18 protein-coding genes and 1 riboswitch are annotated in these 22277 nt (G+C 61.4%); of the genes, 14 read left to right on the forward strand and 4 right to left on the reverse strand.

The window, feature by feature from the left end; translation table 11 throughout:
• Positions 1–54: 54 nt before the first annotated feature.
• Positions 55–654: a TetR/AcrR family transcriptional regulator gene (locus NKG95_RS25865; protein WP_352495553.1), complete on the forward strand. Its 600-nt coding sequence runs from the start codon at positions 55–57 to the stop codon at positions 652–654.
• 217 nt (positions 655–871) lie between these two features.
• Here NKG95_RS25865 and groL read toward each other — a convergent pair whose 3' ends face one another.
• Both groL and groES read right to left on the reverse strand, forming a co-directional pair.
• Complete coding sequence (groL, locus tag NKG95_RS25870; protein WP_352481739.1) at positions 872–2527, reverse strand: chaperonin GroEL; 1656 nt, start codon at positions 2525–2527, stop codon at positions 872–874.
• Positions 2528–2589: 62 nt separating this feature from the next.
• Positions 2590–2886 (reverse strand): co-chaperone GroES, encoded by a 297-nt coding sequence (gene groES, locus NKG95_RS25875; RefSeq protein WP_006333965.1) that lies wholly within the window; start codon positions 2884–2886, stop codon positions 2590–2592.
• A 228-nt stretch (positions 2887–3114) separates the two neighbouring features.
• Between groES and NKG95_RS25880 the strand changes: the two genes are divergently transcribed.
• Positions 3115–4050 (forward strand): bifunctional helix-turn-helix transcriptional regulator/GNAT family N-acetyltransferase, encoded by a 936-nt coding sequence (locus tag NKG95_RS25880; RefSeq protein ID WP_353042887.1) that lies wholly within the window; start codon positions 3115–3117, stop codon positions 4048–4050.
• 37 nt (positions 4051–4087) lie between these two features.
• Here NKG95_RS25880 and NKG95_RS25885 read toward each other — a convergent pair whose 3' ends face one another.
• Positions 4088–4921, reverse strand: coding sequence for a GyrI-like domain-containing protein (locus tag NKG95_RS25885; RefSeq protein ID WP_353042888.1), 834 nt, complete (start codon positions 4919–4921; stop codon positions 4088–4090).
• 295 nt (positions 4922–5216) lie between these two features.
• A riboswitch (cobalamin riboswitch) is annotated at positions 5217–5421 on the forward strand.
• 92 nt (positions 5422–5513) lie between these two features.
• On the opposite strand from NKG95_RS25885, the gene NKG95_RS25890 reads away from it, so the two are divergent.
• From NKG95_RS25890 to NKG95_RS25920, 7 genes are all read left to right on the forward strand, one after another.
• On the forward strand, positions 5514–6332 hold the full coding sequence (locus tag NKG95_RS25890) for an ABC transporter ATP-binding protein (RefSeq protein WP_036244226.1): 819 nt from the start codon (positions 5514–5516) through the stop codon (positions 6330–6332).
• Positions 6329–7273 carry an ABC transporter substrate-binding protein gene (locus tag NKG95_RS25895; protein WP_353042889.1) on the forward strand — a complete coding sequence of 315 codons (945 nt, stop codon included), beginning with the start codon at positions 6329–6331 and terminating at the stop codon, positions 7271–7273. Before NKG95_RS25890 ends, NKG95_RS25895 begins: the two co-directional genes overlap by 4 nt.
• 29 nt (positions 7274–7302) lie before the next feature.
• The gene (locus NKG95_RS25900) at positions 7303–8304 is read left to right on the forward strand and encodes a FecCD family ABC transporter permease (protein ID WP_352481735.1); all 1002 of its coding nucleotides are present in this window, start codon (positions 7303–7305) and stop codon (positions 8302–8304) included.
• A gap of 81 nt (positions 8305–8385) precedes the next feature.
• Positions 8386–8865 (forward strand): MarR family winged helix-turn-helix transcriptional regulator, encoded by a 480-nt coding sequence (locus NKG95_RS25905; RefSeq protein WP_023717107.1) that lies wholly within the window; start codon positions 8386–8388, stop codon positions 8863–8865.
• Complete coding sequence (locus NKG95_RS25910) at positions 8862–10040, forward strand: HlyD family secretion protein (protein ID WP_023717108.1); 1179 nt, start codon at positions 8862–8864, stop codon at positions 10038–10040. The genes NKG95_RS25905 and NKG95_RS25910 overlap by 4 nt, the downstream gene beginning before the upstream one ends.
• A 309-nt stretch (positions 10041–10349) precedes the next feature.
• Entirely contained in the window at positions 10350–11885 is a 1536-nt protein-coding gene (locus tag NKG95_RS25915) for a DHA2 family efflux MFS transporter permease subunit (RefSeq protein WP_352495547.1), read from the forward strand.
• Between the two features lie 173 nt (positions 11886–12058).
• Positions 12059–14743, forward strand: a complete 2685-nt coding sequence (locus tag NKG95_RS25920; protein ID WP_352849104.1) for an EAL domain-containing protein — start codon at positions 12059–12061, stop codon at positions 14741–14743.
• A gap of 48 nt (positions 14744–14791) precedes the next feature.
• Here the strand turns inward: NKG95_RS25920 and NKG95_RS25925 are convergent, their stop codons facing one another.
• Positions 14792–15310 carry a CAP domain-containing protein gene (locus tag NKG95_RS25925; RefSeq protein ID WP_023717111.1) on the reverse strand — a complete coding sequence of 173 codons (519 nt, stop codon included), beginning with the start codon at positions 15308–15310 and terminating at the stop codon, positions 14792–14794.
• Between the two features lie 213 nt (positions 15311–15523).
• Between NKG95_RS25925 and NKG95_RS25930 the strand changes: the two genes are divergently transcribed.
• The 5 genes from NKG95_RS25930 (at position 15524) to NKG95_RS25950 (ending at position 21844) form a co-directional block, all read left to right on the forward strand.
• Positions 15524–16285 (forward strand): Tll0287-like domain-containing protein, encoded by a 762-nt coding sequence (locus tag NKG95_RS25930; protein WP_023717112.1) that lies wholly within the window; start codon positions 15524–15526, stop codon positions 16283–16285.
• The gene (locus NKG95_RS25935) at positions 16282–19068 is read left to right on the forward strand and encodes an ATP-binding response regulator (RefSeq protein ID WP_023717113.1); all 2787 of its coding nucleotides are present in this window, start codon (positions 16282–16284) and stop codon (positions 19066–19068) included. The genes NKG95_RS25930 and NKG95_RS25935 overlap by 4 nt, the downstream gene beginning before the upstream one ends.
• 2 nt (positions 19069–19070) lie before the next feature.
• On the forward strand, positions 19071–19442 hold the full coding sequence (locus NKG95_RS25940; RefSeq protein ID WP_023717114.1) for a response regulator: 372 nt from the start codon (positions 19071–19073) through the stop codon (positions 19440–19442).
• Positions 19443–19466: 24 nt separating this feature from the next.
• Positions 19467–21032 carry an adenylate/guanylate cyclase domain-containing protein gene (locus NKG95_RS25945; RefSeq protein WP_352481731.1) on the forward strand — a complete coding sequence of 522 codons (1566 nt, stop codon included), beginning with the start codon at positions 19467–19469 and terminating at the stop codon, positions 21030–21032.
• Between the two features lie 113 nt (positions 21033–21145).
• On the forward strand, positions 21146–21844 hold the full coding sequence (locus tag NKG95_RS25950; protein WP_084642425.1) for a superoxide dismutase: 699 nt from the start codon (positions 21146–21148) through the stop codon (positions 21842–21844).
• The last annotated feature ends 433 nt before the right edge of the window (positions 21845–22277 follow it).

Consider the following 22277-nt stretch of genomic DNA (forward strand, 5'->3'; position numbering starts at 1 on the left):
CGGTTGTCATATTCGAGGCAAGGCCTATAATGCTCATTCCTGACAGAGGTTGACATGGCGAACGACACCCGCACCCGCATACTCGAGACGACGGCGCTGCTGCTAAGGCAGCGCGGCTACCACGGCACGTCGCTCAACGACATATTGAGCGCCTCAGGCGCACCGAGAGGCTCGCTCTACTTCCACTTTCCGGGCGGCAAGGATCAACTGGTCGTCGAGGTTACGCGCGATAGCGTCGCCGATGTGACGCAGAGGCTGGACGCCGCGCTCGCTGCCGAAAAAGATCCGGCGGTGGCGGTCCACCACATCTACCAATCGGTCGCGCGCATGCTGGAAGACAACCAGTTCACGCTCGGTTGCCCGATCGCGCCCGTGGTGTTGGATTCGCCGACCGACATGCCGGAGTTGGCTGAGTTGTGCCGGTCGGCCTTCGAGCAATGGATAGGCCTGCTCAGGGCGGCCTTCGTCAGGGCAGGGGTGCCCGAGCGCCGCGCGCACGCGCTGGCGCTGCTGGTCGAATCATCGCTGGAAGGGCTGATGGTGATCGCACGCGCCACCCGCGACCGCGCCCCGGTGCTGGCGGTAGCCGATGAGGTCGCGGCGCTGATTGAGGGGGCATTGCCGGCGAAAGAGATCGCAGTCACGGCGCATTAACGTTTCGCGCTTCCACGGCATCGAGGCCAGCGCGGAGCCCTGCCGAAGGGCCGACGCTCCAGCTCTGCAATTCACGTTCTGCGCCGACGCCGAAGAAACGGTCAGGGGTATGCTTCCGCTTGCTTTGGAATCGGACCGCCTCTCATCCTCCGTCCCATCAACGAAAAAGGGCGACCTCTCGGCCGCCCTTTCCGTACATGAAGGCTGATGGGTTGGATTAGAAATCCATACCGCCCATGCCGCCCATGCCGCCGCCGCCCATGCCGCCAGGCATGCCGCCGCCAGCCGACTCCTTCTTCGGAGCCTCCGCAATCATGGCTTCGGTGGTGACCAGCAGGCCGGCGACCGAGGCCGCGTCCTGCAGAGCCGTGCGCACAACCTTGACCGGATCGACGATACCCATGGCGATCATGTCGCCATATTCGCCGGTCTGGGCGTTGTAGCCGAAGGTCGCGCCCTTGTTCTCAAGGATCTTGCCGGCAACGATCGATGCTTCCGCACCGGCGTTGGCCGCGATCTGACGGGCCGGAGCCTGCAGCGCGCGACGCACGATGCTGATGCCGGCGGTCTGGTCGGAGTTGGCGCCGGTTGCCTTGATGCTCAGCGAAGCGCGCAGCAGTGCGACGCCGCCGCCGGGAACGATGCCTTCTTCGACGGCCGCACGGGTCGCGTTGAGGGCGTCATCGACGCGGTCCTTCTTTTCCTTGACTTCCACTTCGGTCGCACCGCCGACGCGGATGACGGCAACGCCGCCCGCCAGCTTGGCGAGACGTTCCTGCAGCTTCTCCTTGTCGTAGTCCGAGGTGGTCTCCTCGATCTGCTGCTTGATCTGGGCGACGCGGCCCTGGATCTCGGCCTTCTTGCCGGCGCCGTCGACGATGGTGGTGTTCTCCTTGGAGATCGACACCTTCTTGGCGCGGCCGAGCATGTTCAGGCCGACATTCTCGAGCTTGATGCCGAGGTCTTCGGAGATGACCTGGCCACCGGTGAGGATAGCGATGTCTTCCAGCATGGCCTTGCGGCGATCACCGAAGCCAGGCGCCTTGACGGCGGCGATCTTCAGGCCGCCACGCAGCTTGTTGACGACGAGCGTGGCCAGGGCCTCGCCCTCGACGTCTTCCGAAATGATGACCAGCGGCTTCGAGGTCTGCACGACAGCCTCGAGGATCGGCAGCATGGCCTGCAGGTTGGAGAGCTTCTTCTCGTGGAGAAGAATGTAGGCGTCTTCCAGATCCGCAACCATCTTCTCGGCGTTGGTGACGAAGTAGGGCGAGAGATAACCGCGGTCGAACTGCATGCCTTCGACGACTTCGAGCTCGGTCTCGGCGGTCTTGGCTTCCTCGACGGTGATGACGCCCTCATTGCCGACCTTCTGCATCGCTTCCGCGATCATCGAGCCGACCGAAACGTCGCCATTGCCGGCGATGGTGCCGACCTGGGCAACCTCTTCCGAGGTCTTGATCTTCTTGGCGTTCTTGATCAGCGTCGCGACGACGTCGGCGACGGCGAGGTCGATGCCGCGCTTGAGGTCCATCGGGTTCATGCCGGCGGCAACCGCCTTGTGGCCTTCCTGGACGATCGACTGTGCCAGAACGGTCGCGGTCGTGGTGCCGTCGCCGGCGATGTCGTTGGTCTTCGAAGCAACTTCGCGGACCATCTGCGCGCCCATGTTCTCGAACTTGTCTTCAAGCTCGATTTCCTTGGCGACGGTGACGCCGTCCTTGGTAATGCGCGGTGCGCCGAACGACTTGTCGATGACGACGTTGCGGCCCTTGGGGCCGAGCGTGACCTTCACCGCGTCGGCGAGGATGTTGACGCCGCGCAGCATGCGCTCACGAGCGTCGCGGGAGAATTTTACGTCTTTGGCAGCCATTTTTAGCTCCTGGCAGGGGCTTGGATTGAGCCCGAAGATTTAAATGAGGGTGAGGCCGATATTCAGCCGATGATGCCCATAATGTCGGCTTCCTTCATGATCAGAAGGTCTTCGCCATTGAGCTTGACTTCGGTGCCCGACCACTTGCCGAACAGGATACGGTCGCCGGCCTTGACGTCCAGCGGGACGAGCTTGCCGGCTTCGTCACGGGCGCCGGAACCGACGGCGATGATCTCGCCTTCCTGCGGCTTTTCCTTCGCCGTGTCGGGAATGATGATCCCGCCCGCGGTCTTGGATTCGGATTCGACCCGACGAACGACCACGCGGTCATGAAGCGGGCGGAACTTCGACTTTGCCATTTTTTATTCCTCGATGAGAATGGTGAGAACAGTTCCTCCGTCCGGCGGCGCCGGACATGGTTAGCACTCATCTTGGGGGAGTGCTAACGTGGCGCTGAAATAGTCTGGCAACTCGCGCGAGTCAAGGCGCCCGGTGAGCATCATCAGGACAATTGCTTCAAACGGATGCTTCAAACAGATACTTGACCAAGTCAACTAAATCGCTGATCTTGCCCGGAGGAGGATGCCATGACCATTCATCATCACCCAGGCAAGGAGCGGATCGACGCGGTGCGGGCCTTCAACCGCTCTTATACCCGCCAGATCGGGCTGCTCGACGAAGGGCTGCTGAAAAGCACCTTCTCGCTGACCGAGGCGCGGGTGCTCTATGAGCTGGCGCATCGCGATGGCCTGACCGCCACCGATCTTGGGCGCGATCTCGGCCTCGATGCCGGTTATCTCAGCCGGCTGCTGAAGAAGTTCGAGGAGCGTGATCTGGTCGAGCGTGCCACGATCGAGGCGGATGCGCGGCGCTCGTCGATCGCGCTGACCAAGGCCGGGCGGCAGGCCTTCGCACCGCTGAACCAGGGCTCGCACGACCAGGTCGCGGCTTTGCTCGACCGGCTTTCGGATGCCGAACAGGACAGGCTGGTCAAAGCCATGCAGACGGTGCAGCGTTTGCTGGGCGGAAGCGCCGAGCCCAAAATTCCCTATATGCTGCGGCCTCTGCAAGTCGGCGACATCGGCTGGATTATTCATCGCCAGGGCCTGCTCTACGCGCAGGAATATGGCTGGGACGAAACCTATGAAGCGCTGGTCGCCGAAATCCTCGGTGCCTTCGTCAAATCCTTCGATCCGAAATGGGAACGCAGCTGGATCGCCGAGCGGGAAGGCGAGGTCGTCGGCTCCGTCTTCGTCGTGCGCCAGTCGGACGCGGTGGCGAAATTGCGCCTGCTCTACGTCGAGCCCTCGGCGCGAGGTCTCGGCATCGGCAAGCGGCTGGTCGAGGAATGTATCGGCTTTTGCCGCGCCACGGGTTACAGGACACTGACGCTGTGGACCAACGACGTGCTCGCCGCCGCCCGCCACATCTATGAGGCTGCGGGCTTTAAATTGACCAACGAGGAGCGCCACCATTCCTTCGGCAAGGATCTGGTCGGCCAGAACTGGAATTTGGAGTTGTAGCAGCGCTTCCGGCGCTTCGGCGCCGGCCTGCCGTGCCTCACCCTTTGACCGGTATCCAGATTTCCAGCCCGCCATTGCCGCTGCGCGGATCAAATTCGGGGCCGTAGCGCTCGAATTCCGGCGCATCGGCGATCTCGTGCCCAGAGGCTGGCAGCCATTTGTTCCAGATCGTGGTGACCGTGCGGCGGATGGTCGAGATATGGTCACGATGGGCGAACACGGCGTATTTCTGCGCCGGCACGCGCACACGCCAAAACTCCCTCGGCAGGTCCGAAAAATCGGACACTTCGACGCCAGCGATGTAGTCGAAATTGCCGGCGTCGTCGCCGTTGACGCAGACGCCATAGGCGACGTCGCCGATCTCGCCAGGAATGTTGCCAATATAGGGGCCGAACCGCTGCCACTGCATCGGGATGCCGGCGCTGGTTTCGCAGCTGTAGCGCTCGCCGAGACCGGCGATGAGAAACGGCCGGCTGGTCTCAAAACGCGGCGGTTCGAGAGTGGCGAGAAAGGACTGGTCCATCAGGATCGGCTCCACAAGATCGAGGTTGTCGAGCGAGCCTTGTGCGCGCACCAGTTCCGGCGTGGTGCCGAACTGGTCGCGGAAGGCGCGGGTGAAGGCCTCATGCGAGGCATAGCCGGCGTCGAGCGCGACCGAGAGGATGTCGGGTGCGCCGGCGCCAAGCTTGCGCGCCGCTTCGGTCAGTCGGCGAGAACGGACGTAGCTCATCACCGAACGGCCGGTAGCCGCGCCGAAAGCCCGCGTCACATGAAAGCGCGACACCCCGCTGATCTTGGCGACATCGTCCAGCGAGACTGCTTCGGGCAGATGGCTTTCGACGAACCACAGCGCCTTCTCGGTCGGATTCATTTGGCACCTCGCATTGGCCCAGTCTCCGCATTGGCCCAGTCTTTACATTGGCCCAGTCTTTACATTGGCCATGTCTTATATTGGCAAGATTATGGTGCCGCTTCCTGGCGGAGGCAGTTTGATCGAAATTGCGCACTGCGCAAATCGAGAGCGACGGTCGTCGGCAAGTCGCAGGCGTCGCGCGAAAAGGCTTGACAGGAAGCGGGCAAACGTCCTTTTAAATGTAACGTTATTACATCACGAGGTCTATATGGCTCCTTCTGACAAGACTTATTGCGCTGTGATTGGCGGAAAACTAGGGTGGCTGACTGATGGTCCCCGAGTCGAAAGGCAAGGGGTGAAAAGGGAACACGGTGAGATCTTCGGATCGAGGCCGTGGCTGCCCCCGCAACTGTAAGCGGTTAGCAAAAATCCGAAGTGCCACTGACCGGCAAGGCTGGGAAGGCAGGATGGCGCAAAGACCCGCGAGCCAGGAGACCTGCCATCAGCATGAGTGGACCGGACGGGGTGTGCCGGGAGGAGACGTGGACATCGGTCTTGTCGGCCGGTCCGTCCAGCTTCCTTCCGTCGCCATTGAGAAAGTGACGGTAAGTTGGACGCCTCCCAGCCTCTTCTTGAAGCGTGTGAACTGAGCGCGACGACGAATGGCCGGTGCCTGGTCAGCGCGGTGAGCCTTTCGATAGCGCCGGGCGACCGCCTCGCCATCATCGGCCCCAACGGCGCCGGCAAGACGACGCTGCTGCGCATGCTATGCGGTACGCTGCGGCCAAGCGCGGGAGATGTGAGATTTTCCGGACGCCGGCTGGAGAGGTTTTCGGCCGCCGAGCGGGCACTGCACATGGCGGTCGTTGGCCAGACCGACCAGCCTGATCCGCGGCTTGCCGTGATCGACTACGTCGAGCTTGGGCGCGTCCCGCATGCCGGCTTGCGACGGAGGAGCGAGCAACGCGACATCGTCATTGAAGCACTTCGCAGAACCGGCCTGCTGCCGCTGCTCGGCCGCACGATCGGCTCGCTATCCGGTGGCGAGCGGCAACGCGCCCAGTTGGCGCGCGCCATCGCCCAGGAGCCCAAAATCCTGTTCCTCGATGAACCGACCAATCATCTCGATCCGCGCGCCCGCAGCGACCTTCTCGAACTCGTATCGCAGTTTGGCATGACCGTCGTGGCGGTGCTTCATGATCTGTCGCTTGTCACGCCATTTGCCACCAGGGTCGCGGTGATGAACGAGGCCCGCCTGCAGGCACTTGCCAGTCCGCGCGAGGCGCTGACCAAGAAGTTGATCCGCGAGATTTTCGGCGTTGACGTGCTTTGGCTGCGCCATCCCACCGAAGACCGCGAACTCACGGTCTTCGACGTTCCGAACCGCGCCTCTTCACATCCCGATTTGACCAAGGAGCAACATCCGTGAAACGCCTCGTACTGTCTTTTGCCTCCCTCCTACTTGCCCAGACCGCCTTCGCTTTCCCGGTAACCGTTGATAGCTGCGGCACGCCGCTGACGTTCGACGCCGCGCCGAAGCGCGCCGTCATCCAAGATCTGAACATGGCGGAGATGGCCTTCGCGCTGGGGCTGCAACCATCGATCGTCGGCCTGACCGGCATCACCGGATGGTATAAGGTCGGTCCGGAATTCAAGGCCGAGCAGGGCGCGATCCCGGAACTCGCGCCGAAATACCCGACCCTCGAAAACCTCGTCGCCGTCGAGCCCGATTTCTTCTTCGCCGGCTGGTATTACGGCATGAAGCCTGGCGGCGAGGTGACGCCCGATACGCTGGCCCCGCACGGTATCAAGACGCTGGTGCTGACGGAAAGTTGCGTCCATCTCGACCAGAACCGCCCCGCCGCCTCGATGGACCTGCTCTATGGTGATGTCGAAAAGCTGGGCAAGATTTTTGGCAAGGAGGCGGAGGCGGGAAAGCTTGTTTCGGACTGGAAGGCGCAGCTCGCCGATATCACGGCAAAGATCGGCGACCGCACGGGAACGCGTGTGTTTCTTTACGACTCCGGCGAAGACAAACCCTTCACATCAGGCAAGTTCGCGATCCCCAGCGCCATGATCGCCGCAGCGGGCGGCGACAACATCATGGCCGACATGCCGACGAGCTGGGGCAATAGGGATTGGGAGACGGTGGCGGCCCGCAATCCGCAATTTCTTATCCTGCTCGACTACCAGGACGGCGGCTACAGAAAACTGCTCGATTTCCTGAAAGCTCATCCGGCGATGAAGGAGACTGAGGCGGTCAAAAATGAGCACTTCATTGCGCTGCGCTATGCCGAACTGACGCCTGGGCCTGCCAACATCGAGGCGATCGGCAAGATCGCCAGGGCGATGCACCCGGAAGCTTTCTGAGCTTGCGCCAGAGAGCGTTCGAATTGGCGATGACAGCAGGAGCAGCAGCGATTGCCGCTCTTGCTCTGCTGTCGATTGCCTATGGATCGACGGTCATCGCGTTGAGCGACGTGATTGCTGCGCTCGGACATGCCGCCGGGCTGGACGGAGACATCGTGTCCGGTCCGGCCGGCAAGATCCCGATTGCCAAGATCGTCCTCGATCTTAGGCTACCGCGCACGATTATGGCCATCTGTGTCGGCGCCGGGCTGGGCGTCATCGGCGCGCTGCTGCAGACGGTAACGCGCAACGACCTCGCAGATCCGTTCTTGTTCGGCCTGTCGTCCGGAGCCGCGGCCGGCGCGGTTTCCGTCATCACCATTTTTGGCGACCATTTCGGTATCTGGACGTTGCCGGTCGCGGCCTTCACGGGCGGCGTATTGGCCGCCGGCATCGTGCTTTTGCTGGTTTCGCGGGTGAGGGGGCAAGGCCCCGAACGGCTGATCCTCGCCGGGCTTGCCGTCTCGTTCATGTTCACCGCCTTGACTAACTATCTCGTCTTTGCCGGAGACCAGCGCGCCGCTCACTCGGTGTTGTTCTGGACGATGGGCGGGCTCGGGCTGGCCCGTTGGGACAATATCGAGCTGGCTGCTCTGGGCGCAGGCACCATCCTTGTTTATGGACTTTGGAACCACCGCCGGCTCGACGCTTTCCTGGCCGGCGAGAATGCCGCTGAAAGCCTCGGCGTCCCGGTTGCGCGGATGCGCAGGATGACATTTCTCGTCGCCGCTTTCTCGACGGCGATCCTTGTCTCGGTCGCAGGCGTCATAGGTTTCGTTGGCTTGATGATCCCACATCTGTCCAGGACCCTGGCCGGCCCGCTTCATCTGCGCCTGATTGCAAGCTGCGCCCTCTTCGGAGCGGTGCTGTTGCTGGCAAGCGACCTTCTCGCGCGCACGCTGTTGCCGCCGCAGGAACTGCCGATCGGCATCATCACCAGTTCGGTCGGCGCTTTCTTCGTGGTCACGATGCTCATTCGCAATCGCTCATGATGTGACTGCCATGCACATTTGCCACCCTCTGGCACAATCCGGCTCCTTGAATTATGAGCACGCTTATTATATATGTCGCTCATGGTTTCCGACGGCATCGACAGATTGGGCTTTTTGATCCACGACGTGCAGCGCCTGATGCGCAAGCGCTTCGAGGCGCGCGCCAGTGGTTTCGGCCTTTCTTCGGCGCAATGGCGGCTTCTGGTCCGTGTCGCCAAGGAGGCGGGTGTCGCGCAGGCGCGGCTTGCCGAGCTTCTCGAAATCGAGCCGATCAGCGTCTCGCGCCTTGTCGATCGCATGGAGGAGGGCGGCTGGATCGAGCGCCGTCCCGACGCAACCGACAGACGAGTGCGCATGATTTTCCCGACCGCCAAGGCGAACGCAGCCTACGCCCACGTCAAGAGCCTTGCCGGCGAGGTGTATGAGGAATCGCTCGTTGGCGTTTCGCCGGAAGATCGCCGCGTCCTGGTCAAGGCGCTGGAGACAATGGTGCAGAATCTTGCGGATGGTGAGACGCCGCCCTCGGAAAAAGTGAAGAATACGGAAGGTGCAGCAGCATGAACGCGGTAGCCAAAGTAGATAAGAATGCGGCCAAGCTGGAGATGGAAGCTCCCGCGAAGCCGGCGGCAGCTCCGGTAACGGTCGCTCCGCAGGTAGCTCCGGCGCCGGTGGCGCCGAAGAAGAAGCGTCGTGCCGGCCGCTTCCTTTTGATGTTTGTGCTGCCCGCTGCGTTGATCGCCGGCGGCAGCTATGTCTGGGTGACCGGCGGCCGCTATCAGGAGACCGAGAACGCCAATCTGCAGCAGGCCAAGGTGTCGATAGCCGCCGATACGGCGGGCCGCATCGTTCAGGTCGATATTTTCGACAACCAGTCTGTCAAGCAGGGCGACGTGTTGTTCGCCATTGATCCCGAGCCGTACCGGATCGCATTGGCCCAGGCCGATGCGGCGGTGGCCGGCGCGCGGCTCAATGTCGAGCAGCTGCGTGCGGCCTACAGCCAGGCGCTGGCGCAAGAGAAGTCCGACGAAAGCCAGGTCCAGTACGCGCAGTCGCAGTATGACCGCGCCGCCGACCTTGCCCGCAAGGGCATCAACGCCAAGTCGTCGCTGGACGAGGCCAAGAACGACCTCGACAAGGCCAAGCAGCAGCTGGCCGTGGCCCAGCAAGGGATCGTCAGCGCCAAGGCGGCACTTGGCGGCAATCCCGACATCGAGACCGACAAGCATCCGACAGTGATGGCGGCGCTCGCTGCACGCAACAAGGCGGCCTACGATCTGGTCCAGACAACAGTCAAAGCGCCTGCCGACGGCATCATCAGCCAGGCCGCTTCGTTCAAGGTCGGCCAGTATGTCGGCTCGGGCACGCCGCTATTTTCGCTGGTCGAGACCGGCGATACCTGGGTCGACGCCAATTTCAAGGAAACGCAGCTCACCAACATGAATCCGGGCCAAAAGGCCGAAATCGTGGTCGACACCTATCCGGGCAAGACGTTCGAAGCCACCGTCAAGGCGATTGGCGCCGGCACCGGGGCCGAGTTCTCGCTGCTGCCCGCGCAGAACGCCACCGGCAACTGGGTCAAGGTCACGCAGCGCATTCCGGTCCGCCTGGAGTTGACCGACGCCGACGCCAAGATGGCGCTGCGCACCGGCATGAGCGCGACCGTCACGGTGGACACCGGCGTTTCCCGCGGGCTGCCGGGCATTTTCCGCCGCGCCACGGCAGGCGAGGCCAAGTAAAGAGGCCTGACAGCGGCCGCATGGCAAACAGCGAGATGGATGCAGGTGACAGGATTGGTCCGAGGGAGGCGCAGGAAGAGTTGAATGCGTAGCCGGGCTGCGCTGCGGCCTGGCTAAACCAGACAACGTTGCGCAGTTCGGTCCTCAGGTTTCCGGGCGGCAGGCGCCCGCTTTGTCGAGACGCTCAGTCGATGTAACCCCCACATCGATGCTCGCGTCCCACCGCGATGAGGGTCTCTCTGCAGCGAGGGCCTCGCCGTCCGGAAACCTAATGTACACGTTTTTGTTACCTGCTGGAAGTTTTACGTCATGAGCACCCCAGAACCCTTTCGCGAAGTACCGCACCGCGGCCTGATCACAGTTGCGCTCATGCTGGCGACGATCATGCAGGCGCTCGACACGACGATCGCCAACGTCGCGCTGCCGACCATGACCGGCGATCTCGGCGCCTCCCCCGACAACATCAACTGGGTGCTGACCTCCTACATCGTTGCCGCCGCGATCATGACGCCGGTGACCGGCTGGCTTGCCGACCGCTTCGGTCGCAAGGAGCTGTTCCTGACGGCGGTGGTCGGCTTCACCGTCTTCTCCATGCTGTGCGGCATCGCCTGGAGCCTGGAGACCATCGTTCTCTTCCGGCTGATGCAAGGCGTCTTCGGCGCGGCCATCGTGCCGCTGTCGCAGACCTTCCTGCTCGACATCAACCCTAGGGAACGCCACGGCCAGGCCATGGCCATCTGGGGCGCCGGCATCATGCTGGGACCGATCCTTGGCCCGACGCTGGGTGGCTGGCTGACCGAGAATTTCAACTGGCGCTGGGTGTTCTTCATCAACCTGCCGGTCGGCATCATCGCCTTCCTCGGCATGGCCGCATATCTCCCCAGCGTGGCCCGGCGGGTGCGCAGCTTCGATTTCTTCGGCTTCGCCATGCTCTCGCTCGGTGTCGGCGCGCTGCAACTGATGCTCGATCGTGGCGGTGAGGTCGACTGGTTTTCCTCGATCGAGATATGGATCGAGCTTGGTCTTTCCATCACCGGCTTCTGGGTATTCACCATTCACACGTTGACGGCGGAGCATCCCTTTATCGACCCGAAGATCTTCCTCGATCGCAATTTCGTCACCGGGCTGGCGTTCATCTTTGTCATGGGCGTGCTCATTTTGGCGAGCATGTCGCTGCTGCCGCCAATGCTGTCGACCATCTTCGGCTATCCGACCCTCACCATCGGCATCGTCCTGGGGCCACGCGGTGTCGGCACGATGATCGCGATGCTGTTCGTCGGGCGGATCATGCACAGGATCGATGCCAGGATCCTCGTCGTCATCGGCTTCCTGCTGACCGCGCAATCGCTCTATACGATGTCCAGCTTCTCGCCGCAGATGGACAACTGGCTTATCCTCAGCTCCGGCGTCATCCAGGGCCTTGGAATGGGAATGGTGTTCGTGCCGCTGTCCACCGTGGCCTTCGCCACGCTCGACGCACGCTTCCGCACCGATGCCACGGCGTTGTTCAGCCTGGTGCGCAATCTTGGCTCGTCGATCGGCGTGTCGGTGGTGACGGTTCTGCTGGTACGCAACACGCAGATCAACCACGCTGAGCTCTCGGCCTATATCAATCCGTTCAATCCCAACCTCTGGGCGGCGTCGCCGGCAGCGGCGGGCGGCGATCCGACGGCGCTGTCGCTGATGGATGGCATGGTCAATATCCAGGCGATGATGGTCTCCTACGTCAATGACTTCAAGCTGCTGATGATGATGACACTGCTTGCCGTCCCGTTTGTTTTCCTGCTGCGCAAGCCAAAGGCTGCGCCGCCCGCCGGTGGAGCGCCTGCCGCGCATATGGACTAAGTCTCACGGCTCCGGCAACCGCGACCGACTCACGGCTTCCGTTGCCTGTGCCGGTTGCGTCGGCGTTGAGCCGGTTCACCTGCCATTAGTATATCCCGACCAATATGCACTCGCTTTTGGGTTGAAGGCGAGCCTCCTTTGCTTGCCTCAAGCATCAGCGGGAGGAACTGTGTTTGGCCACGAAATCATCCAGGCAAACCGCCGAAGTGCCCGAATCCGCCAATTTGACGACGCTGGCACAACTGGCGACGGCCTCATATGAGGCGCTCGAGCGCGAGCTTCGCGCCACGATTGCAGCGCTTCAGGACCAGGCACTGCGGTTCCAGACCGCGATCGAGAACATCTCGCAAGGCATCTGCTTTTTTGACGCCGATGAACGGCTGATCCTGTGCAACCGGCGCTATGCGGAAATCTATCGCCTTGCACCGGAGCAATTGCAGCCAGGCGCGGCGCTGCGCGAAATCGTCGAGCGGCGCGTCGCTGTCGGGACCTCGGCAATGAATGCGGACGCCTATCTGGCGTTGGCCCGGGCAGTCAATTCGGGCACTGCTTCGGGGAACTGGACAGCTGAGCTCGCCGATGGCCGGACAATTCAGGTCTGCCATCAACCGATGCCTGACGGCGGCTGGGTGGCCACGCACGAGGACATCAGCGAGCTCAGCGCCAACCGCTTGGTCGTCGACGAGCGTATCTCCTTGCAGACGCTGATCGACCTGGTGCCTGACTACATGTGGGTGAAGGACACCGAAAGCCGCTTCGTCGTCGCCAACCGAGCCATTGCGTCCGACAGCGGTCGAGACAGCACGAGCGACATGATCGGCCTGAGCGACTTCGACCTTCATGCGCCGGATCTTGCGCAGAAATTTCGCTTCGTCGAGCAGCAACTGATGCGCGACGGACAACCGATGATCGACGAGGAGGAGTTCGTCGTCGATGCGTCAGGCACCGGCAAATGGTTCCTGTCTACGAAACTGCCATTGCGCAACGTTCAAAACAACATTTTCGGCCTCGTCGGCATTGCCCGCGACATCACTGCGCGCAAGCAGGCCGAAATCCTTCGCGATGGGCAGGCGCATATCCTCGAGATGATCGCAAAGAGCGCTCCCCTCGAAGACGTGCTCGAGCGGCTCATGCGTCTGGTCGAGTCCCAACTGGCGGGGATATTCGGTTCGGTCTTGCTGCTCGACAAGGATGGCAGCCACTTGCGCCACGCCGCCGCGCCGAGCCTGGCGAAAGACTACACCGACGCCGTCGACGGCGCCGCGGTCGGCCCTCGGGCGGGGTCTTGCGGAACGGCGGTCTATCGGCACGAGCCGGTGATTGTCGCTGACATCATGCAGGATCCGCTTTGGCAGGATTATCGCGAACTCGCGCGGCCGCACGGTTTGCGTTCGTGCTGGTCGACCCCGATCCTGTCGCATCAGGGCGCGGTGCTTGGCGTCTTTGCGATGTATTCGATGACGGTGCGCGAACCGACCGAGGCCGAGACCCGCCTGATCGATTTCACCACGCGCATCGCCGGGATCGCCATCGAACGCAAACAGGCTGAAGACCGGATCCACTTCATGGCCAATCATGACGTGCTGACCGGGCTTCCCAATCGCGCCTTGCTCGAGGATCGGCTTTCGCAGGCGGTCCTGTACGCCCAGCGATACGATCGCTGGGTGACGGTGGTGTTCATCGATCTGGACAATTTCAAATTTGTCAACGACACGCTCGGCCACAATGCCGGAGACGAGCTTCTGAAGATCGTCGCAAGTCGCATGGTCGACTGCGTGAGGGCAACCGATACCGTCGTGCGGCTTGGCGGCGACGAATTCGTCATCGTGCTTTTCGACCAGCCGGCGAACGTCGATCTCGTTTCCGAGACCTTGCAAAAGCTCAGGTCGGCACTCGCCGAACCGGTTCGGCTCGGAGCGCATCTTGTGCGGGCGACGGCCAGCATAGGCATTGCCAACTATCCGAAGGATGGGACTGATCCCGATACGCTGCTGGCAAATGCCGATGCGGCCATGTATCGCGCCAAGGAGTTCGGCCGCGACAATTTCCAGTTTTACGCTCCGGAGTTCAATACCCGGGCGCATGAAAAATTCGTGCTTCAGGAAGAGTTGCGAAACGCCTTGGCGCGTTCGGAATTCACTCTGCTCTACCAACCGCAAGTGGACCTTCGGTCAGGTCGGATTTTTGCGGTCGAGGCGCTGATACGCTGGAACCATCCAACGCTTGGCACGATAATGCCGACGATGTTCATCCCGACCGCCGAGGAGACAGGTCTGATCGTACCGATCGGCGACTGGGTTCTGCATGAGGCGTGCCGGCAGAACAAAGCCTGGCAAGACGCCGGGCTGCCGCCCTTGACCGTTTGCGTGAATGTGTCGGCGCGGCAATTCAGGGAGCGCAACCTGATCGATCGCATCGTCAGCGCGCTGAAGGACAGCGGCCTGGAGGCCAGGTATCTCGAGCTGGAGGTGACCGAGAGCCTTATCATGCAGGATATCGAGCTCGCCGTCGCGACCATGAACGCCCTGCAAAGCCTGGGTGTCCAGATCTCGATCGATGATTTCGGCACAGGCTATTCCAGCCTCAGCGCACTCAAAACCTTTCCCGTGGCGCGGCTGAAGATCGACAAGTCCTTCATCAAGGACCTCGCCGCCGACGAGAACGACCAGGCTGTGGCCAGCGCGGTGATTTCATTGGGGCAAAATCTCAACCTGAGGGTCATCGCCGAGGGCGTTGAGACAGATGATCAGGTGGCCTTCCTGCGCAGGAACAATTGCGACGAAATGCAGGGCTATCATTTCAGCAGACCGGTTTGTGCGCAGGACATCGAGGAGTTGCTCGGCGGCCGCAAAGACTGACGGCTCGGTCATCCGGCACGGACTCCGCCGACCAAAGGCGAAACCGTGCTATCTTCCGAGCACAAGGCACCAGTAGCGAAGCGTGTTGTCGCGGCCGTCGCGTACATAGGCGAGGCCGAAGCGGGTGAAGCGCGGGTCTAGCATGTTGCGGCGGTGGCCTGGCGAATGCACCCAGATATCGAACAGCTTCTGCTGGTCGAAGCGGCCTTCGGCGATGTTCTCGGCGGCAGCGCCGGCAATGCCATTGTCTTTGACGCGCGAGGCAAAGTCCTTGCCCCAGCCGGTGGTGTGATTCATGCGGCCGCGGCGCGCCATGTAGCCGGCCTGCTGCAAGGCCGCCTGTTCGAGACGAGGATCGGCGACAAGCGGTCCAAGACCGGCTGAGGCCCGAATGCCGCTCAGGGTGCCGGCCGCGGAAGCAGAGACACCGGCGCCTTCGCCGGTGGGCAGCACGGCGGTTGCGCAGGCGGCGAGCCCGGCAAGGGCACCAAGGCCGGCAGCTCTGAGCAGCATGCGCCTGTTCAGGCTTGGTTTGCCTTCATAATTTTCAATTCTCGCAACGGTCATGCCCGCCTGACATAGCGGTGATCATGGCTTTTGCCGGGCAGGCGATTAGAATCTCGCTCAAGCCGACCCACAGCGCAACAAAAAGGGCCGAGCTCGCGGGTCGCAAGTCGCCCAGACTGTTCGTTGCGGAACCAGCAAAGTTTGCCGCTGGGTCCCCGCCTTTTATCGTGTTATGCTAATATACCCTAAAGGCCGTCCTTGAAGGGAACGGAAATGTCCGCCATGTCAACGTTGACCCGGACTTTCATTGCCGCTGTTCTTGTCGGCTGCGCACTCGTCGTGTCGTCTGCCATCGGAGCGGGAGTTACCGAGGATGTCGTGACGGGAACACGACTCGCGGAATTGCTCCGTGCGGGGCGAAGCATCATCTCGAACTATCAGACGCTCATCAATGATCCTGCTCTTGGCGACAAGCACCTCGACGGTGAGCGCATTACGAGAGAAGCCATCGCCGCATACTCAAAACACACCGGCCACGACCCGCTTTCGGGCGGATTGACCGAGCGCGACCGGCGTCTGCTTGAGGCCCAGATTGAGGCGATGCGAGAGGTGGTGGACGAACAGCAAGATAACATCAACCGCGCGGGAACCGCTTTCAAAGGCTTCGTGCCAGCGGTGTTTGCGCGTCTGATGAATGACAAGTTCGCTGCCAAGGCCGGCAACGAAGCTCGGGTGCGCGTGACCGCGCCAGAGCAACTCGTGCGCAACCGCAAATCGCTTCCGGACGCATGGGAAGCACGGATCATCGAAAGCGTCTTGCTGGATCCGCAGAGAGCAAAGGGAGAAGCCTACACGGAAGTCACCGAGGCGGATGGGCGCCCTGCATTTCGAATGCTGCTGCCCGAATACTATACTGGCTCGTGTCTTTCCTGCCACGGCGAGCCGAAGGGCGAGATCGACGTGACAGGATACCCAAAGGAGGGCGGCAAAGCGGGCGATCTGGGAGGCGCGATAAGCATCGTCTTGTTCAAATGAGCGCTTTGGAACAATCACCGCACCGCGTGGAAACGGTATCGGCGCCGGCGAGGCCCTTTGCGCGTCCCTTTGCCCATCTACCGATTTCGGCCCGCATAGCTGCGCTGACAGCGGCCGGCCTTATCAGCCTTATCGTATCGTCAATCTTTCTCACACAGGCACTTTATCGCAGTGCAGATCGAACTGCGGAGACCAAAGCATTTTTCGACGCCGCGTCCACTGCGGCTGCGGCGCACGCAACATTCGGCGAATTGCGATACTGGCTGACTGATCTGTCGGTTAGCTTGTTGATGAATTCCCAGCGTAATGCCGAGCAGGCGCGCGAGCGACTACTGGCACATCTGGACCGCCTTTCGAAATCATCACCGGATGCGGTCAGGGAAATCCGCGTTGAGATGGATGCCTATGTCAAAACAGCGCTGGAGGCGGCAGACAGCTATACTCAAGACAACCGCATCATCGGCAACACTCTCCTCGCCGAGGCGCGCACCCACAGCGCAAACGTGGATGCTGCGCTTAACAAACTCGTCGACCGAGCGAGCGCCGAGGCAGAAGCCGCTCGCAACGAGGTCGTAACGGAAACCCAGAAAACGGCGACTACTGCTGCCGTTCTGGTGGCCATCGTGGTGATGATCGGGTCACTTCTCACCATCCTTGTTCTTCGCTCGATCGTCGGTCCGTTGCGGCGGCTGAACCGGGTAATCGGAAATCTGACGGAAGGACGCTACGACGTCGAAATACAGGCAGAGGGAGGGGACGAGCTCGGCGCGATGGCGCGGACGCTTCGGCTTTTCCGGGCGAGCGCAATTGCAAAGCAACGACTGGAGGATGAGGCGGAGCGGCAAAGACGGACGATCGGAGCGGCACTCGAGGCGATTTCTGACGGATTTGTCCTGTTCGATTCGGAGGACAAGGTCCTTCTTGCCAACAGCAAATACTGCGAAATCTTTCCCGACAATGACCGAGCTACTCTGCCGGGGCAAAGCCTTCAGGATATTCTGAAAAGACGCTTGGCGAGCGGGCACGTCGACCTTGAGGGCGCGTCGCCGGAGGAATGGATTGCGAAGAGGCTGCGCATCCAGAAGGATCCGGCAGGCTTCGTCCACGAGGGTCGCTTCGGAGAACGCTGGGTCCGCGTCAGCAAACGAAAGACCCCTGACGGCGGGACCGTCGCCGTTTACACCGACATCACGGAACTGAAGCAGAGAGAGGTCGAACTCGAGCGGGCCAAGAGTCATGCTGAAGCGGCAAATGAGGCCAAGAGCAGCTTCCTCGCGTCCATGAGCCACGAGCTGCGCACTCCACTGAACGCGATCATTGGCTACAGCGAGATGCTGATCGAAGAGGCGAGCGACCAGCAAATGAATGAGTTCGTGCCAGATGTGGAAAAGATCGCCGGGGCCGGTCGCCATCTCCTCGCGCTCATCAACGACATCCTCGATCTGTCGAAGATCGAGGCAAATAAGATGGCAAATTTCCTCGAGACTTTCGACGTCGCCGACTTGTTGCGCGATGTCCAGGCCACAGTCGCGCCACTGATGGCGAAAAACCGAAACAGTTTCGTTATGGACCTCGCGGGCGACCTCGGGAAGATGCATTCGGACCAGACGAAGTTGCGTCAGAACCTCTTCAATCTCCTCAGTAACGCAGCCAAGTTCACCGAGGGGGGCCGTGTAACACTGGCGATTCGACGCGAGAGGAGATCGGACGGCGACTGGCTGATATTCACAGTGTCCGACACCGGGATCGGGATGACGCCAAAGCAGCAAGAACGGCTCTTTGATGCTTTTACGCAGGCAGACGCCTCCACCACTCGCAACTACGGCGGGACGGGATTGGGCCTCAGCATAACCCGGAGTTTCTGCCGCATGATCGGAGGCGTTGTAACCGTTAAAAGCGAGTTCGGAAAAGGCTCGACTTTCACAATGGAGATTCCAGCCGAGTGCGACGAAGAACCTGGCGAGCAGAAACCCGCCGAGCCGCTGTCGTCGAGGCCCTCGGAGCAGGCGGTTCTGATCATAGATGACGAACCAGCCGCCCGAACTCTCATCGCCAGGTCCTTGGCTGAGGCGGGACTGGCATCAATCGAAGCAGCAAGCGGCGAGGAAGGCATAGCCGCGGCGCGAGCGCATCGCCCGGCCGCAATCGTTCTCGACATCATCATGCCGCATCAGGACGGCTGGTCAGTGCTGCGCTCACTGAAGGGCGATAAGGAGCTCTGCGAGATTCCGGTAATCCTTGCGACGATACTTGCAGATCGCGAACTCGGCCTCTCACTCGGTGCGGTCGAATACCTCACGAAGCCGATCGACACCCAGAAGCTTATACGAACAATAGAGGCTTGCGGCGGCGGCAACCGCGATGTGCTTGTTATTGACGACGATCAAGCCTCCCGCGACTTCCTTCGGCGTATCCTGATCAAGAAGGATTGGCGGGTTCACGAGGCAAGCGATGGCCTGCGCGGCCTCAAGCTGATGAAGCGGTTGTTACCGCGTCTGGTCCTGCTTGATCTGCTGATGCCCGAAATGGACGGGTTCCAGACCCTGAACGAGATGCAGCAGGTGCCCGAGCTTCAGAACATTCCGGTCGTCGTCGTGACTTCCAAGGATTTATCGGCGGACGAGCTCAAGTGGCTTCGCGACAGGGCGGTCGCGGTTGTAATCAAGGGCGCAAATAGTCGGTCTCAGTTGGTCGAGGCCCTCGAGCGCCAGATCTTCCCACTTGGGTCGACAGGTGCCAGCATTGCCGATCGCGGAACCACCCCCATGGCTGAAGGAAGCTAAAGATGACGAGGATCCTTCTCGTAGAAGACAACGAATTGAACCGCGACATGCTTTTGCGGCGGTTGTCACGGCGTGGGTTCGAAGTCCTCATTGCGGAAAACGGACAGTCGGGCGTGGAACTCACCGTTTCGGAAAGGCCCGATCTCATCCTCATGGATATGAGCTTGCCGGTCATGGACGGGTGGGAGGCGACCCGGCGGATCAAGGCTGATCCGGCCACCTCCGGGATCCCGATCATTGCGCTTTCTGCGCACGCGATGGCCAACGATCGCGAAATGGCACTCGAGGCAGGCTGCGATGACTACGATAGCAAGCCGGTGGACCTGTCGCGACTTGTCCAGAAAATTGAACAATTGCTTGCCGCGAATCGATGAGGCGCGGACCGACGGTTTGAAAATATGCCTGCTAAGAACAAGTTCCAACGCCATGCGATCGCCGTCCATCTGGCGCAACAGCTCGCCGGACCGGCGCGGGCAATCTCAGGATTTCAGGAGTTGCTAACCGAGCAGGTGCAGGACCTCGGTCTGGCCCACATGAGACCGGATCTAGAGAAGGTTGGCGCCGCTGCTTGCGAATTGAGTAGCCTGATCGACAGCTTGATCCACGGCAAAGCGGACAATCAGAACCGGGCAGGGGTCGAGATCGAGGCGAAACTGCGCCACGACTTGCGAACGCCGCTCAACGCCATCATCGGCTATTCCGAAATGATTCGTGAAGAAGCCGAAGAATTGCACGAATACGCGCTGGAAGAGGATGTCAGGGTGATGCTCGCCGCGGCGGCTGAGTTGCTGGCGCATGTCGATGCGATTGCCGGCCTCTCGCGCGCACCCGACAGCGAGGAACCGCGGACCACGGATCAGGCTGAGATCGATGTGGCAGGGCTCGAACGGGCACTGATCAAGGCAGAGCACGACGCAAGCTCCGGTCACGGTGGCCGCATACTTGTCGTCGACGACATCACCAGCAACCGCGGTCTCCTCTCGCGCCGCTTGCAACGTGACGGTCATCAGGTAGTCACTGCCGAGTCCGGTCCGTCGGCGCTGACTCACCTCGCGGAACACGAGTTCGACCTGGTTCTGCTGGACGTCCTAATGCCGGACATGAACGGCATCGAGGTGCTCTCGCGATTGAAAGCGGAGCGCCGATGGCGGCATATCCCTGTCATCATGATATCGGGGTTGGACGAAGTGGACGCGGTGGTCCGCTGCATCGAGGCGGGGGCCGACGACTACTTGCCTAAACCTTTCAATCCGGTCCTGCTGCGCGCCCGGATCAACTCGAGTTTGGAGAAGAAACGTTGGCTCGACCGCGAGCACCAGTATCTTCAGCGGATCGAGGCGGAGAAGCGGCGGGCTGACTCGCTTCTCCATGCGATCCTGCCCGGTCAGATCGTGGCACGGCTGCAACGGGGCGAAGAGTTCATTGCCGACCGGTTCGATGAAGTGACCATTCTTTTTGCCGATATTGTCGGTTTCTCGAGCATAGCGGCAAGGTTGCCGCCGTCGGACCTGATCAAACGCCTCGACGGGCTATTCAGCACGTTCGACGTCTTGGCGGAGAAGCATGCCGTGGAGAAAATCAAGACCATCGGAGACGCCTATATGGCTGCGGGCGGTGTTCCGGAACCGGCAGCTGACCATGCCGACAGGATCGTGGCACTGGGGAAATCCATGCTGGACGCGTTGAAGCCCTTAGCGTGGGGCAACGATGGTTTTCGGATCCGCATTGGCGTGCACACGGGACCGGTGATCGCGGGCCTGATCGGCCGGCATCGGTTCGTCTACGACGTCTGGGGCGAAACCGTGAATATTGCAAGCCGGCTCGAGTCCCAGGGCGTGGCCGACCGCATGCAGATTTCGGAGGCAACCAAGCAGGCCCTGCACACCTCCTGGAAGCTCGAACCGCGCTGTAATGTAGAACTGGCAGGTGTCGGCAGGATTGAAACCTATCTCGTTCAACACTGATCGGAACAATGGCTAACCCTCAGGGAATTTCGCGAAGCGATGCTTGGAGTCGCGACACCTCGTAAACGAACAGCATGCAGCATTGGCGTTCCACTTTCACCCGGAGCTACACCATGAACAGGCGTCAGAGTCTTCTATTTCTCGCAGGAGCATCGGCCGCGGCAGCCAACACAACCCTGTTGGGCGCCGCGGCCTTTGCGCAGGAGACCCAACCCTTCAAGCTCCCACCGCTCGGCTACGCGAACAACGCATTAGAGCCGCACATCGACGCGACCACGATGATGATCCATCACGACCGCCATCACGCCGCTTATGTGAATGCCTGCAATCAACTCGTGCCGCTTTGGCCCGAGCTCGCCAGCACGCCGATGGAGGCTATTCTGGCAGATCTGGGCAAGGTCCCGGAAGGCGTGCGCAACAATCTTGGGGGACATTGGAATCACACTCACTTCTGGGAGCTGATGACTCCCGGGGGCCCCAACCAGCCCGGTGGCGACCTCAACGCCGCCATAAGCAGCACCTTCGGCAGCTATGCGGGCCTGACCGAAAAGCTCACGGCGGTTGGCCTTGGCCGCTTTGGCTCCGGCTGGGTATGGCTTGTCGTGAACAAGGACAAGAAGCTCGACATCGTCAGCACAGCCAACCAGGACACGCCGCTCGAGCTAGGGGCGCGTCCGGTGATTGGCGTCGACGTCTGGGAACACGCCTATTATCTCAAGTATCAGAACCGCCGCGCCGACTACCTCAAGGAATGGTGGCGCGTGGTGAACTGGGACAAGGCCCTCGCCAACTTCAAGAAGTCGACCGGCTGAGGGGGCCGCAGATCGCGACGCCTCGTCCCTTCAGCCGCAGCAGCCGGCCGCGTTCGTGGTCACAGCTGTTTTTTCAGCGTCTCGCGCGAATACCGAGCGGTTCGCCGGCTGGGGTAGCGCCTTCGGTTCAGACATCCCGGTTGCCAATTTCCGCGACTGGCTTGTCTGTCGTGTTCACACCTTTGATATGCCCCAAGCTGTGACCGAAGGGCAGCAACGGGTCCGAGACGCGACCTTCGCGGCATCATTGGCAAAGGTCCGCAAGTGGCGCAAACCAGCCCACGCTATGCTGGACGCGAAGGTCAGCTTTTTGGCCCAATCATCCCGAAAGCGGATCTCCGCTTCCGGCCGATAGTGTTGAAGAAGTCGGCGATGAAGCCGTGGATCCACTCGCACCGAAGCGTCTTGATTAAGGTCGACGCGACCTCCTCGC

The organism is Mesorhizobium sp. M1423, assembly GCF_040317575.1.
In the GTDB taxonomy this organism is placed as follows: Bacteria; Pseudomonadota; Alphaproteobacteria; order Rhizobiales; family Rhizobiaceae; genus Mesorhizobium.